The organism is Streptomyces sp. NPDC005878 (genome assembly GCF_040629815.1).
Taxonomy (GTDB): domain Bacteria; phylum Actinomycetota; class Actinomycetes; order Streptomycetales; family Streptomycetaceae; genus Streptomyces.
Window position 1 is genome coordinate 34758 of sequence record NZ_JBEXWK010000045.1, and the last position, 14030, is coordinate 48787.

14 protein-coding genes are annotated in these 14030 nt (G+C 72.9%); 3 read left to right on the forward strand and 11 right to left on the reverse strand.

The window, feature by feature from the left end; translation table 11 throughout:
• Window positions 1-64: 64 nt before the first annotated feature.
• From truB to rimP, 7 genes are all read right to left on the reverse strand, one after another.
• Window positions 65-970 carry a tRNA pseudouridine(55) synthase TruB gene (gene truB, locus ABZ404_RS37675; RefSeq protein ID WP_358837276.1) on the reverse strand — a complete coding sequence of 302 codons (906 nt, stop codon included), beginning with the start codon at window positions 968-970 and terminating at the stop codon, window positions 65-67.
• Complete coding sequence (rbfA, locus tag ABZ404_RS37680; protein ID WP_358837275.1) at window positions 967-1425, reverse strand: 30S ribosome-binding factor RbfA; 459 nt, start codon at window positions 1423-1425, stop codon at window positions 967-969. The genes truB and rbfA overlap by 4 nt, the downstream gene beginning before the upstream one ends.
• Window positions 1426-1463: 38 nt before the next feature.
• Entirely contained in the window at window positions 1464-1757 is a 294-nt protein-coding gene (locus ABZ404_RS37685; RefSeq protein WP_358837274.1) for a DUF503 domain-containing protein, read from the reverse strand.
• A 139-nt stretch (window positions 1758-1896) separates the two neighbouring features.
• Window positions 1897-5004, reverse strand: a complete 3108-nt coding sequence (gene infB, locus ABZ404_RS37690; protein WP_358991602.1) for a translation initiation factor IF-2 — start codon at window positions 5002-5004, stop codon at window positions 1897-1899.
• Window positions 5005-5152: 148 nt separating this feature from the next.
• Complete coding sequence (locus tag ABZ404_RS37695; RefSeq protein ID WP_358837670.1) at window positions 5153-5431, reverse strand: YlxR family protein; 279 nt, start codon at window positions 5429-5431, stop codon at window positions 5153-5155.
• Between the two features lie 131 nt (window positions 5432-5562).
• Entirely contained in the window at window positions 5563-6555 is a 993-nt protein-coding gene (gene nusA, locus ABZ404_RS37700; protein ID WP_358837669.1) for a transcription termination factor NusA, read from the reverse strand.
• 2 nt (window positions 6556-6557) lie between these two features.
• On the reverse strand, window positions 6558-7055 hold the full coding sequence (gene rimP, locus ABZ404_RS37705) for a ribosome maturation factor RimP (protein WP_358837668.1): 498 nt from the start codon (window positions 7053-7055) through the stop codon (window positions 6558-6560).
• A 168-nt stretch (window positions 7056-7223) separates the two neighbouring features.
• On the opposite strand from rimP, the gene ABZ404_RS37710 reads away from it, so the two are divergent.
• From ABZ404_RS37710 to ABZ404_RS37720, 3 genes are read left to right on the forward strand one after another with little or no spacing between them, the layout of a single operon-like run.
• Window positions 7224-7736, forward strand: a complete 513-nt coding sequence (locus tag ABZ404_RS37710) for a hypothetical protein (RefSeq protein WP_358837667.1) — start codon at window positions 7224-7226, stop codon at window positions 7734-7736.
• Complete coding sequence (locus tag ABZ404_RS37715; RefSeq protein ID WP_358991605.1) at window positions 7736-8179, forward strand: ferritin-like domain-containing protein; 444 nt, start codon at window positions 7736-7738, stop codon at window positions 8177-8179. Before ABZ404_RS37710 ends, ABZ404_RS37715 begins: the two co-directional genes overlap by 1 nt.
• An 18-nt stretch (window positions 8180-8197) precedes the next feature.
• Window positions 8198-9097 carry an aminoglycoside phosphotransferase family protein gene (locus ABZ404_RS37720; protein WP_358837827.1) on the forward strand — a complete coding sequence of 300 codons (900 nt, stop codon included), beginning with the start codon at window positions 8198-8200 and terminating at the stop codon, window positions 9095-9097.
• An 899-nt stretch (window positions 9098-9996) separates the two neighbouring features.
• Here ABZ404_RS37720 and ABZ404_RS37725 read toward each other — a convergent pair.
• The 4 genes from ABZ404_RS37725 to ABZ404_RS37740 form a co-directional block, all read right to left on the reverse strand.
• Window positions 9997-11709, reverse strand: a complete 1713-nt coding sequence (locus tag ABZ404_RS37725; RefSeq protein ID WP_358837595.1) for a proline--tRNA ligase — start codon at window positions 11707-11709, stop codon at window positions 9997-9999.
• A 72-nt stretch (window positions 11710-11781) separates the two neighbouring features.
• Window positions 11782-12348 (reverse strand): GNAT family N-acetyltransferase, encoded by a 567-nt coding sequence (locus tag ABZ404_RS37730; protein ID WP_358837596.1) that lies wholly within the window; start codon window positions 12346-12348, stop codon window positions 11782-11784.
• A gap of 39 nt (window positions 12349-12387) precedes the next feature.
• Entirely contained in the window at window positions 12388-13230 is an 843-nt protein-coding gene (locus ABZ404_RS37735) for a GNAT family N-acetyltransferase (RefSeq protein WP_358837597.1), read from the reverse strand.
• Between the two features lie 590 nt (window positions 13231-13820).
• Window positions 13821-14030 (reverse strand): flavodoxin-dependent (E)-4-hydroxy-3-methylbut-2-enyl-diphosphate synthase (locus ABZ404_RS37740; RefSeq protein ID WP_358991608.1); only part of this gene is annotated, 210 nt, incomplete at its 5' end.

Below are 14030 nucleotides of genomic sequence, written 5' to 3' on the forward strand. Positions count from 1 at the left end.
GTCAGGAGCCCGCCACAGGTTTGGGAGCACGGGACGGGTCCCGGCCGCGGCCGCCGAAGCGCTCCTAGCCGAACACCGCCAGGCTCTTGGCCTTGCCGCGCTGGCTCTCCACCAGCGCCAGGAGCCGCTCGCCCGGCCCGTACACGGCGACCGGCTTCCCGCTGACGTACGTCTCGGGCATGTCCAGGCGCACCCCGTTCAGGAGCAGCCCGGCGCGCCGCTCGTCCACGTCCCAGCGCGCGAACGCGGCGGCCGCCGCCTCGGCGACCGGCATCACGGTCAGCTCCTGTTGGAGCTGGTCGAGCGTGCGGGCCGCGTCCAGGCCGTAGGGGCCGACCCGGGTGCGGCGCAGCGCTGTCAGATGTCCGCCGACACCGAGCCCGGCGCCCAGGTCGCGGGCGAGGGCGCGGATGTACGTACCGGAGGAGCAGACCACCGAGACGACCAGGTCGACGACGGGGGTGCCGTCCTCGGCGACCGCCTCGCGCACGTCGTACACGGTGAAGGAGGAGACGGTGACCGGCCGGGCCGGGATCTCGAACTCCTCGCCGCCGCGCACGCGCGCGTAGGAGCGCTTGCCGTCGATCTTGATGGCCGAGACCTTCGACGGGACCTGCATGATGGCGCCGGTCAGCGCCGCGACCCCGGCGTCGATGCCCTCGCGGGTCACCTTCGAGGCGTCCGTGGACGAGGTGATCTCACCCTCGGCGTCGTCGGTGACCGTGTCCTGGCCGAGGCGGATCGTACCGAGGTACTCCTTCTCGGTCAGGGCGAGGTGCCCGAGCAGCTTGGTGGCCCGCTCGACGCCCAGGACGAGCACGCCCGTCGCCATCGGGTCCAGGGTGCCCGCGTGGCCGACGCGGCGGGTCCTGGCGATCCCGCGCATCTTGGCCACGACGTCGTGCGAGGTGAAGCCGGACGGCTTGTCGACGATGACAAGGCCGTCCGGCGTCTTCTCTACGTTGCTCATTCGGCGGCGGTACCCTCGTCGTCCTCGTCGTCCTCACCGGGCTTCTTGTACGGGTCGGCGTCGCCGGCGTACTTGGCGCCCGAGGAGACCTCGCGCACCGCGGCGTCCGAGGCCCGCGCCTTGTCGAGGAGGTCCTCGATCGTCTTGGCGTTTTCCGGCAGGGCGTCCGCCACGAAGGTCAGGGTCGGCGTGAACTTGGTGCCCGCGGCGGCCCCGACCGCGGAGCGCAGGATGCCCTTGGCGCTCTCCAGTCCGGCGGCCGCGCTGGCCCGGTCCTCGTCGTCGCCGTAGACCGTGTAGAAGACCGTGGCCTCCCGCAGGTCGCCGGTGACCCTGGTGTCCGTGATGGTCACGTGCGTACCGAGGCGCGGGTCCTTGATGCCGCGCTGCAGCTTCTGGGCGACCACCTCCCGGATGAGGTCCGCCAGCTTCTTCGCCCGCGCGTTGTCGGCCACTGGTCCTTCTCCTTCTTTGCCTTGCTCGAGCTCAGTGTTCAGTCTTCGTCACTGTGGAGCCTGCGTCGCACCGACAGCAGCTCCACCTCCGGCCGGGCGGCGACCAGACGCTCGCACCGGTCCAGTACGTCCGTGAGGTGCCCCGTGTCACCGGAGACCACCGCCAGGCCGATCTCGGCCCTGCGATGGAGGTCCTGGGCGCCCGTCTCCGCCGCGCTCACCGCGTACTTGCGCTGGAGCTCGGCCACGATCGGCCGGACGACGGAGCGTTTCTCCTTCAGCGACCGCACGTCGCCGAGGAGCAGATCGAAGGACAGCGTCCCCACATACATGTATGTCCGGATGTCCCGCCGGTCCGGGGTAGACGGCCCCGCCGATGACGTGGCGGGGACATCAGAACCGTACACGCAACGGCCGGGGCCGATCGACGGAAATAAGCTCCGCCGACCGGCCCCGACTCACCTGCGACGATCAGCCGCGCGGCTTCTCGCGCATCTCGTACGTCGCGATGACGTCGTCGATCTTGATGTCGTTGAAGTTTCCGAGGTTGATACCGCCCTCGAAGCCTTCGCGGATCTCGGTGACGTCGTCCTTGAAGCGGCGCAGACCCTCGATGTTGAGGTTCTCCGCGATGACCTTGCCGTCCCGGAGGAGGCGGGCCTTCGTGTTCCGCTTGACCTCGCCGGAGCGGATGAGGACACCCGCGATGTTGCCGAGCTTGGACGAGCGGAAGACCTCGCGGATCTCCGCGGTGCCGAGCTCGACCTCCTCGTACTCCGGCTTCAGCATGCCCTTCAGGGCCGCCTCGATCTCCTCGATGGCCTGGTAGATCACCGAGTAGTACCGGACGTCGACGCCCTCGCGCTCCGCCATCTGCGCGGCACGGCCGGCCGCACGGACGTTGTAGCCGATGACGATGGCGTCGGAGCCCATCGCCAGGTCGATGTCGGACTCGGTGACCGCACCCACACCGCGGTGCAGGACGCGGATGTCGACCTCTTCACCGACGTCGAGCTGGAGCAGCGAGGACTCGAGAGCCTCGACCGCACCGGACGCGTCGCCCTTGATGATGATGTTGAGGTCCTGGACCAGACCGGCCTTGAGCACCTTGTCGAGGTCCTCGAGGGACACCCGGCGGGTGCGCTTGGCGAAGGCCGCGTTGCGCTCGCGGGCGGCGCGCTTCTCGGCGATCTGACGGGCCGTACGGTCCTCGTCGACCACCAGGAAGTTGTCGCCGGCGCCCGGGACGTTGGTGAGACCGAGGACGAGGACCGGAGTCGAGGGACCCGCCTCTTCCACGTTCTCGCCCTTGTCGTCGAGCATGGCGCGGACTCGGCCGTAGGCGTCACCGGCGACCATCGTGTCGCCGACGCGGAGGGTACCGCGCTGGACGAGGACGGTGGCGACGGCGCCGCGACCGCGGTCGAGGTGGGCCTCGATCGCGATGCCCTGCGCGTCCTGCTCCGGGTTGGCCCGCAGGTCGAGCGAGGCGTCGGCGGTGAGGACGACGGCCTCCAGCAGGGAGTCGATGTGCAGACCCTGCTTGGCGGAGATGTCGACGAACATGGTGTCGCCGCCGTACTCCTCGGCCACCAGACCGAACTCGGTCAGCTGACCGCGGACCTTGACCGGGTCCGCACCCTCGACGTCGATCTTGTTGACCGCGACGACGATCGGGACGCCGGCGGCCTTGGCGTGGTTGAGCGCCTCGATCGTCTGCGGCATGACGCCGTCGTTGGCCGCGACCACGAGGATCGCGATGTCGGTCGACTTGGCACCACGGGCACGCATGGCGGTGAACGCCTCGTGACCCGGGGTGTCGATGAAGGTGATCTTGCGCTCTTCACCGTTGACCTCGGTACCGACCTGGTAGGCACCGATGTGCTGGGTGATGCCACCGGCCTCGCCCGCCACGACGTTCGTCTTGCGGATCGCGTCGAGCAGTCGGGTCTTTCCGTGGTCGACGTGACCCATGACGGTGACGACCGGCGGACGCGCCACGAGGTACTCCTCGCCGCCCTCGTCCTCGCCGAACTCGATGTCGAAGGACTCGAGCAGCTCGCGGTCCTCCTCCTCCGGGCTGACGATCTGAACCTGGTAGTTCATCTCGCCCGCGAGGAGCTGGAGGGTCTCGTCGGAGACGGACTGCGTGGCAGTGACCATCTCGCCGAGGTTCATCATGACCGCGACCAGCGACGCCGGGTTGGCGTTGATCTTCTCCGCGAAGTCGGTGAGGGACGCACCGCGCGACAGGCGAACGGTCTCGCCGTTGCCGCGAGGCAGCATCACGCCGCCCACGGACGGGGCCTGCATGGCCTCGTACTCCTGGCGCCTCTGACGCTTGGACTTGCGACCGCGACGGGCGGGCCCGCCGGGACGGCCGAAGGCACCCTGCGTGCCACCACGGCCACCGGGGCCGCCGGGACGACCGGCGAAGCCGGGACGACCGCCGCCGAAGCCACCGCCACCACCGGGAGCGCCACCGCCACCGCCGGGACGGCCGCCGAAGCCACCGCCACCACCGGGACGACCGCCGCCGCCGGGACCTGCCGGACGGCCGGCGAAGCCGCCGCCCGCGGGACGGCCGGCGCCGCCCGGACGGCCACCAGGGCCACCGGGACCACGGCCACCGGGGCCGCCGCCGGGACGCGGGCCCGCGGCCGGACGCTGCGGCATCATGCCGGGGTTCGGACGGTTACCGCCCGGGGCACCGCCCGGACGCGGGGCGCCGCCCTGCGGACGGGGCATGCCGCCCGGGGTGGGACGCCCGGAGGGAGCACCCTGGCCCTGCGGACGCGGAGCGCCACCGGGACCACCCTGCGGACGCGGGGCGCCACCGGGGGCACCTGCGCCGCCGGGACGGGGCGCGCCGCCGCCGGGACGGGGCGTCTGCGGACGCGCCATGCCGGTGGAGCCGCCGGAGGTGAAGGGGTTGTTGCCGGGACGCGGACCCGCGGGACGGGCACCGCCCGGACGCGGGGCGCCCTGGCCCTGCGGACGCGGGGCACCCGGACGGGCGCCCTGACGCTCGCCGCCCTGACGCTCGCCCTGACCGCCGGAGGCGGCGGGACGGGCGGCCGGACGCGGGCCGGGGGTGGCACCCGCGGGACGCGGGGCCTGCTGCTGCTGCGGCGCGGGGGCCTGAGCAGCCGCCGGAGCCGAGAACTCGGCCGCGGGGACCGGAGCCGCCGGGGCGGGCTTGGCCGGCGCGGGCTTGGGGCCCGGACGCGGGCCGGGGGCCGGCGCCGTGGACGGGGTGCTGCTCTTGGGGGCCTCGGCGGCGGCCGGCTTGGGGGCCGGGGCGCCGGGCTTGGGGGCAGCGGGACGTGCCGCCTGCGCCGGGGAGGGCGCGGCGGGCTTGGCGGGCGCGGCCTTGCGGGGCGCGCCGGGCTTCGCGGCGGACTTGCCGGCGTTGCCGCCGGGTCCCTGCAAAGCGTCGGTCAGCTTGCGTACAACGGGGGCCTCGATCGTCGAGGACGCCGAACGGACGAATTCACCGAGTTCTTGGAGCTTGGCCATGACGACCTTGCTCTCCACTCCGAACTCCTTGGCGAGTTCGTATACCCGGACCTTAGCCACTTCGCTCCTTTTAGGTCCGGGTTACCGCCGGACCGTCGCTACTTCATGGGCGTACTCATCGCGTACTCATCGAGTGCTCATCGCAATCTCGACCTACTTCCAACTCGCGAGGTACCTGACCGCACGGTGTTCCGTGCCGTACTTCTTCTTACGGTGCTGCCTGCTCGACGTGCTGACGCACAGCCTCGCTGTCCAGCTGCTCCTTGACCCTGAAGGCCCGGGAGAGCGCCCGGCGGCGGACCGCCAGGTCCAGACAGACCGAGGCGGGGTGAACGTACGCACCCCGGCCGGGCAGCGTACCGCGAGGATCGGGGACGCAAGCGCCCTCGACCTCCACGATGCGCAGCAAATCGGTCTTGGCCGCTCGCTCCCGGCACCCGACACAGGTGCGTTCGGGGCATGCGCGGGCAGGCGTCCGGCCAGACACGTTTAAGTCTACCTCCCCGTACCGACCTCACCCCTTTGGGGCAAAAATCGAACGGTCGTTGTCCTAAAAGATCACCATGACGGCAACAGCAGCGGGGCCCGGTCTGTTCCCGGACCCCGCGGCCGTCGTGTTCAGTCCTGCTCGGAGGGCTGCTCCGTGTCCGGCCTGATGTCGATGCGCCAGCCGGTGAGCCGCGCGGCGAGGCGGGCGTTCTGGCCCTCCTTGCCGATGGCCAGCGAGAGCTGGTAGTCCGGCACGGTCACCCGGGCGGAGCGGGCCGCCATGTCCACGACCTCGACACGGGAGACCCGGGCCGGGGAGAGCGCGTTCGCCACCATCTCGGCCGGGTCGTCCGACCAGTCGACGATGTCGATCTTCTCACCGTGCAGCTCGGCCATGACGTTGCGCACCCGGCTGCCCATCGGGCCGATGCAGGCGCCCTTGGGGTTGATGCCCGAGCGCGTCGAACGGACGGCGATCTTCGTGCGGTGACCGGCCTCACGGGCGATGGCGGTGATCTCCACCGAACCGTCCGCGATCTCCGGCACCTCCAGGGCGAAGAGCTTCTTCACCAGGTTGGGGTGGGTGCGCGACAGGGTCACCGAGGGACCGCGCACGCCCTTCGCCACCCGTACGACATACGTACGAAGGCGCAGTCCGTGGACGTAGTCCTCGCCCGGCACCTGCTCCTGCACGGGGAGCATGGCCTCCATCTTGCCGATGTCGACCAGGACGTTCTTGGGGTCCTTGCCCTGCTGGACGACACCGGTGATCACGTCGCCCTCGCGCCCGGCGAACTCACCGAAGGTGATGTCGTCCTCGGCGTCACGCAGACGCTGGAGGATGACCTGCTTGGCGGTGGTGGCGGCGATCCGGCCGAAACCGGTCGGGGTGTCGTCGAACTCCTTGGCCTCCTGGCCCTCTTCCAGGTCGGCCGGGTCTTCCTTCGCCCACACGGTCACATGACCGTTCTCGCGGTCGAGCTGCACGCGCGCGCGGCGGAAGCTTCCCTCGGTGCGGTGGTAGGCGATGAGGAGGGCCGACTCGATGGCCTCGACCAGCAGGTCGAAGGAGATCTCCTTCTCCCGTACCAAACCCCGCAGGGCACTCATGTCGATGTCCATGGCTACGCCTCCTCTTCCTTCTTGTCCTTGCGGTTGAACTCGATTTCGACACGCGCCTTGGCGATCTCGGAGAACGCGAGGCGGCGGGCGGTGGCCTTGCGGCCCTTCACACCCGGGACCTCCAGGTCCACGCCCTCCTCGTCGGCGCTCAGGACGCGTGCGACCAGCTCGCCGCCCTCGTTCAGCGTCAGCCGGGCGAGCCGCCCGGTGGCGCGGACGTAGTGGCGCGGTTCGGAGAGGGGGCGCTCGGCGCCGGGCGAGGTGACTTCGAGGACGTACTCCTCGTCGCCCATCACGTCGCTCTCGTCGAGCGCGTCGGAGACGGCGCGGCTCAGCTCGGCACAGGTGTCCAGCTCCACGCCCTCGTCGGAGTCCACGACGATCCGCAGCGTACGGCGGCGTCCTGCCCGGGAGACCTCGATCTCCTCGAGATCGAGGTCCTTGGCGCTGACGAGCGGTTCCAGCAGTCCGCGCAGCCTCTCGCTCTGGGTCGTGCTCATCCGGGTGACTCCTCGGCCGCGTGTGCTGTTGTGGGTTCGTCGCGTGTCGAATCAAAGGGTATCCGGTCCCGGGGGGTGTTGCCGTCCACCCGGTGCCCGGCGCGGGTACGCTCGCCTGCGGTGATCACATGACGGCCCCCGGGGCCGGAGCCCGCAGGGGAGACAGACGTGCCGGTGAGCAGGACGGTGACCTCCCGCAGAGCCGCCCTCGCGGCGACCGGCGCGGCCGCCGCGGCCGGGCTGCTGTCCGCCTGCTCGGACGACGGCGCACAAGGCGGCGGCCGAAGCACGCGGGAGCGCGAACGCGCACAGAAGGCGCGCGCCGAGGCGGCCCTGCGCCTGCGGACCGCGGCGGCGAGCGCGGAGCTGCGCGACCGGTACGAGGCGGTGTCGCTGCGCCATCCGGGGGTACGGGACCGGCTCGCCCCCCTGCGCGAGGAGGCGGCCCAGCACGCGGCGGCGCTCGCGGGCACCCGCCCGCGGCCCTCCCCGCCCGGCCCGCCCGTCCCCGCCGACCCCGCCGAGGCGCTGGGAGAGCTGGCGGCGACCGCGCGCCGGATCTCCGACGGGCACCTGGCCGCGCTCACCGCGGCGCCGCCCGAACTCGCCCGGCTGCTGGCCTCGGTGGCGGCCGCGGGCGCGGTCCACGCGTATCTGCTGACCCGGCGGGAGGGAACCTGATGCCGGTTCTGATGCCCGCCCTGGAGGCGGCCCAGGCGGCGCTCGCCGCGGAGCACGCGGCGGTGTACGGGTACGGGGTGCTGGGCGGCCGCGTCGACGAGCCGCGCGGGGCCGAGGCGCGGGAGGCGTACGCCGCCCACCGCGCCCGGCGCGACGCGCTCACCCGGACCGTGCGCGACCTGGGCGCCACCCCGGTCGCCTCCGCGCCCGCGTACGCGCTGCCGTTCCCGGTGCCGGACACGGCGGCCGCGGTACGGCTCGCGGCCGAGCTGGAGGACCGGGTGGCCGGGGTCTACTCCGATCTCGTCCGCGCGGCCGAGGGCCCGCTGCGCCAGGAGGCCGCGGTCGCGCTGCGGGAGGCGGCGGTGCGGGCGGGGCGGTGGCGGGGCGGCAGCGTAGCCTTTCCGGGGCTCGCCGAACGTCCGGGCCCGACCGGTAGCTGACCAAGGGACGACGCACGTATGGCTTTCGAACCGCCTGAGCGGCTGGTGCGCGCGCTCGGCGAGACGTACGGGGACGCCGTCGCCGCGCGCTGGCTGGGGCGGCTGCCCGAGCTCGCGGACGCGGCGGTGGCGGGGCGCGGGCTGACGGTGGAGCGGGTGCAGGCGCCCGGCGGCCGCAGCAGCCTGGTCCTGCTCGTACGGCGCGAGGACGGTACGCCCGCGGCCCTGAAGCTGGCGCCCGCCGAGGCGCGGCCGGAGCTGGAGCGGGCGGCGCTGGAGCACTGGGCCGGCTGGGGCGCGGCGCGGCTCCTGGAGGAGGATCCGGTCCAGGGCTCCCTCCTGCTGGAGCGCCTGCACCCCGAGGTGTCCCTGCGCTCGCTGCCCGAGGCGAAGGCCCTGCTGGAGGCGGCGGGGACGCTGCGCCGCCTGTGGGTGGAGCCGCCCGGGGGCCACGCGTTCGAGTCGGTGGCGGAGCGGACGGAGCGTCAGTCGGTCCCGATGCGGGCCGGGTTGCCGTCCGAACTGGCGCCCCTGGCGGAGGCGGCCCTGGCCGCCCGCGACGCCCTGGCGGCCGCCCCGCCGGAGGAGCTGCTCCTGCACGGCAACTTCCGCCAGAGCAAGGTGCTTTCGGCCGAGCGCGCGCCCTGGCTGACGGTGGGTCCGGAGCCGCTGGTGGGCGAACGGGCCTACGACCTGGCGCGTTTGGTGCGCGACCGGGTGGAGGACCTGATCGCGGCCCCCAGCGGCGCGTCGGTGGCACGCCGCCGGGTCAACAAACTGGCGGACGCGCTGGAGGTCGACGCGACGCGGCTGCACGGCTGGACGCTGTTCCGGGCGGTGGAGTCGGGCCTCCGAGCGAGAGCGGCGGGCCGCACCCAGGACGCGGAACTACTACTGGAGTTCGCGGGCTGGCTGTAGGGGTGCCGCCTACGACCGGGGATGCCCCTGCGGGCCGGTGGGACGGTTGCTCGCGCCCCTGGCAGGCCGGGATTTCGTCTGCGGGCCGGTGGACGGTTGCTCGCGCAGTTCCCCGCGCCCCTTGGCGGCCGGGAGTTCATCTGCGGGCCGGTGGACGGTTGCTCGCGCAGTTCCCCGCGCCCCTCATCGGCCGGGAATTCGCCTGCGGGCCGGCGGGGGTTGCTCGCGCAGTTCCCCGCGCCCCTTGGCGGCCGGGAGTTCATCTGCGGGCCGGTGGGGGTTGCTCGCGCAGTTCCCCGCGCCCCTTGGCGGGACGGGGTTCGGGGGGTCGTGGAAGGTGCTGGGGCTGACGCTCTGTCCCCCGCGCCCCGGGCTCCCCAGGGGCGCGGGGAACTGCGCGACCAGCCCACCACCGGCCCGCAGACAGCCAACCCCCCAGGGGCGCGGGGAACTGCGCGACAAGCCCCCACCGAACCCGCAGGACACCCACCGGCCCCTCGAGGGGCGCGGGGAACTGCGCGACAAGCCCCCACCGAACCCGCAGGACAACCACCGGCCCTTCATGGGGCGCGGGGAACTGCGCGACCAGCCCACCACCGGCCCGCAGCCGACAGCCGGCATCCGGCCGATAAGGGGCGCGGGGAACTGCGCGATCAGCCCACCACCGGCCCGCAGGACAACCACCGGCCCTTCAAGGGGCGCGGGGAACTGCGCGAGCAACCCCCACCCGCCCGCAGACAACCAACCCCCCAGGGGCGCGGGGAACTGCGCGACCAGCCCACCACCGGCCCGCAGGTGACGCAGCGGGTTGCGGGGAGGGCGGCGGCCGCAGGCCCCGCCAGGGGGGAGAGCGGCGGCCGCAGGCCCCGCGAGGGGGGCGGGGCGCGGGCCCCGGGGGGTCAGCCGCGCAGGCGGGTCACCGCGTCCTCGACCGACATCTCCTCCCGCTCCCCCGTCCGCCGATCCTTCAGCTCCAGCACACCCTCCCCGGCCCGCCGCCCCGCGACCAGGATCTTCGGTACCCCCAGCAGCTCCGCGTCGGTGAACTTCACCCCGGGCGACACCCCGGCCCGGTCGTCGACCAGGACCCGCAGCCCCGCCGCCGCCAGCCGCTCCGCGGCGTCCAGCGCCACCTCCGTCTGGAGCGCCTTGCCCGCCGCCACCACGTGGACGTCCGCGGGCGCGACCTCCGCGGGCCAGCACAGCCCGTGCTCGTCGGCGGTCTGCTCGGCCAGCGCGGCCACGGCCCGCGAGATGCCGATCCCGTACGAGCCCATCGTCACCCGCACCGGCTTGCCCTGCTGGCCGAGGACGTCGAGCTGGAAGGTGTCCGCGTACTTGCGCCCCAGCTGGAAGATGTGGCCGATCTCGATCGCCCGGTCCAGCCGCAGCCCCGCGCCGCACGCGGGGCACGGGTCGCCCTCCTGGACGACGACCACGTCGAGGTACTCGTCGACCTCGAAGTCACGGCCGCACACGACGTTCCGGGCGTGTGTGTCCGCCTTGTTCGCACCCGTCACCCACGCCGTCCCCGGCGCCACCCGGGGGTCGGCGATGTAGCGGACCTTGTCGAGCCCCTGCGGGCCGACGTAGCCCCGTACGAGGTCGGGCCGGTCCGCGAAGTCCTCCGCCGTCACCAGCTCCACCACGGCCGGCGCCAGGTGCTCGCCGAGCTTGCCCAGGTCCACCTCGCGGTCGCCGGGCACGCCGACCGCCACGATCTCCCCGTCCACCTTGACCAGCAGGTTCTTCAGGGTGGCCGAGGCGGGCACGCCCAGGTGGGCCGCCAGGGACTCGATCGTGGGGGTGTCGGGGGTGTCCAGCTCCTCGACCGGGCCGGCCCCGGCGGCGGCCGCGGCCGCGTCCACGGGGGCCGCCGCGAAGGTCACCGCCTCGGTGTTCGCCGCGTAGTCGCACGCCGGGCAGTCCACGAACGTGTCCTCGCCGGCGGCGGCCGGGGCCAGGAACTCCTCCGACGCCGAGCCGCCCATCGCCCCCGACACCGCGGAGACGATCCGGTAGTCGAGCCCGAGACGCGCGAAGATCTTCCGGTACGCCTCGCGGTGCAGCGCGTACGACGCGGCCAGGCCCTCGTCCGTCGTGTCGAACGAGTACGAGTCCTTCATCTGGAACTCGCGCCCGCGCAGCACGCCGGAGCGGGGCCGCGCCTCGTCGCGGTACTTGGTCTGGATCTGGTAGAGCATCACCGGCAGGTCCTTGTAGGACGTGCACTGGTCCTTGACGGTCTGGGTGAAGATCTCCTCGTGCGTGGGCCCGAGCAGGTAGTCGCCGCCCTTGCGGTCCTTCAGCCGGAACAGCAGGTCGCCGTACTCGTCCCAGCGGCCGCTCGCCTCGTACGCCTCCTTGGGCAGCAGCGCCGGCAGCAGCACCTCCTGGGCACCGATGGCGTCCATCTCCTCGCGCACGATGTGGGAGATGTTGTCCAGGACCTTCTTGCCGAGCGGCAGCCAGCTCCAGACGCCGGCCGCGTTGCGCCGTACGTATCCGGCGCGCACCAGCAGCTTGTGGCTGAGCGTCTCGGCGTCCGCCGGGTCGTCGCGCAGTGTCTTGACCATCAGACGGGACATGCGCTGGACCTGGGCGGCTGCCATGGGGATATCTCCTGTACGTACACGGGTGGTCTCAGGAGGTTATCCGCGCGCCACGCGCGCGTGGAAATCGGTTTACGGCCGGCGCAGCGGCAGGTGCGCGCCCATCACGGCGTACGGCCTGGACGCGCTCGGGAAGTGGACCTGCCCGGCGAGGTCGAGGTAGCCCAGCGCGCGGTAGAGCGCCCGTGCCGGGCTCTCGGTGTCGATCGCGGAGAGGATCGACCGGGGCTCGGTGGCGCTGTCGGTGATCCGGGTGATGAGCTCGCGGCCGACGCCCCGGCCCTGGTGGGAGGGGTGGACGTGGAGTTCGGTGATCACGAAGGAGTCGTCGAGCCAGGCGTCGGTGCCGTTGTGGCGCAGATACGGTTCGACGACCGTGGACCACCAGTGGGCGCGGTCGTTGGGCATCCCGTACACGAACCCGACGAGCGTTCCGTCGGGGGTGAGGGCGCCCAGGGCGCGCGCGCCGGGGGTGGCGAGGTGGCGCAGCACGATGTGGCGGCGTACGCCGACCTCCTCCGGGCTGAGCCCGAAGGCGACCGCCTGCACGGCGAGGGCCTCGTCCACGTGGGCGGCGAGGTCGAGCGGTGTGACCGTCACCTCGGGGTTCCGGGGACCGCCTCCAAAGGAAGGTGCCATGGCCGCACCCTACTGTCCGACGACTCTCCGCAGAGAGTGTCAGAAGAGCACGCTCATGAAAGCGCCGGTCTCACGGAAGCCGACGCGGCGGTAGCAGGCGCGGGCCGCGGTGTTGAAGTCGTTCACGTAGAGGCTCACGACGGGGGCGACGTCGGCGAGGGCGTAGCGCAGGACGGCGGCCATGCCGGTGACGGAGAGGCCCTGGCCCCGGTACTCGGGGGCGACCCAGACGCCCTGGATCTGGCACGCGCGCGTGGTGGCGGCGCCGATCTCGGCCTTGAAGACGACCTTGCCGTCCTCGACGCGGGCGAAGGAGCGCCCCGATCCGACGAGTTCGGCGACGCGGGCCTGGTAGAGCAGTCCGCCGTCGCCCGCCATCGGGGAGACGCCGACCTCCTCGGTGAACATGGCCACGCACGCGGGCATGATCACGTCCATTTCGTCCTTGCGGATCCTGCGGACGTACGGGTCGGGTTCTATGTCGTCCGGCATGCGCTCGGTGACCATCAGCGGCTGGTGCGAGCGGACGTCGCGGGCGGGTCCCCAGTGCGGCTCCAGGAGCTTCCAGAGCAGGGCGGTGGGCTCGGCCGGGCCGACGATGGAGGAGCAGCGGCGGCCGGTGCGGCGGGCGCGGTCGGCGAAGGCGCGGACGGCTTCGGGGGTGGCGCAGATGGGGACGAGGTTGGCGCCGGAGTAGCAGAGCGAGCGGAGCCTGCCGCCCGCGTACCAGCCCCACATCTCGCCGCCGAGCCGCCAGGGGTCGAGGCCGGCGATCTGGACGCGCGAGGCCACGAAGGCGTTGGCGACCGGCTCGCTCTCCAGAACGGCGAGCGCCGCGCCGAGGTCACCGGGTTCGAGGACCCGGGTGGTGGTCTGCGTCAACACGTGGGGCCTCACCATACGGTCTGCTGATCTCCGCACTGTACCCGGCGGGGTGGGGTTGATGCGGGGCCGGTGGGCCGGGGGGCGTATGCGCCCCCGCCCGCCCCTCTTGCCCCGTGCCCCGCCCCCGACCCGGGATGCGCCTACGGGCGCGGGGCACCTCACCTTGACCCGGTGGCCGCCTGCGGGCCGTGGAGGCTTGCTCGCGCAGTTCCCCGCGCCCCTTCAAGGCCCGGTGGTCGACCGCGGGCCGGTGGTGGGTTGCTCGCGCCGTTCCCCGCGCCTCCTGACGGGGCCGGTGGTCGGCTGCGGGCCGGTGGAGGGCTGGTCGCGCCGTTCCCCGCGCCCCCTGACGGCTGACGGGGCCGGTAGTCGGCTGCGGGTTGTTCGTGGCTGAGCGCGCAGTTCCCCGCGCCCCTAAATGCCTAGGGGCGCGGGGAACTGCGCGAGCAACCCAGCACGGTCCGCACACGAAAGACGGGGCCCGGGGCGCAGCCCCGAAGCGGGAGGGGGCCGGGGTGCGGCCCCACCGGGCCCCCGGAGGGTTTAGGGAAGGGGCGGGGTGGGGGTTACCCAGGGGCGGGAGGGGCTCATCCCGTTACGGACACCTGGGGGTCCCCCGACCCCACCCCATCCCGCTCCATCTGCTCCGCGATCTTCATCGCTTCCTCGATCAGCGTCTCCACGATCTTCGACTCCGGGACGGTCTTGATGACCTCCCCCTTCACGAAGATCTGCCCCTTGCCGTTGCCGGAAGCCACCCCCAGATCCGCCTCACGCGCCTCACCCGGCCCGTTCAC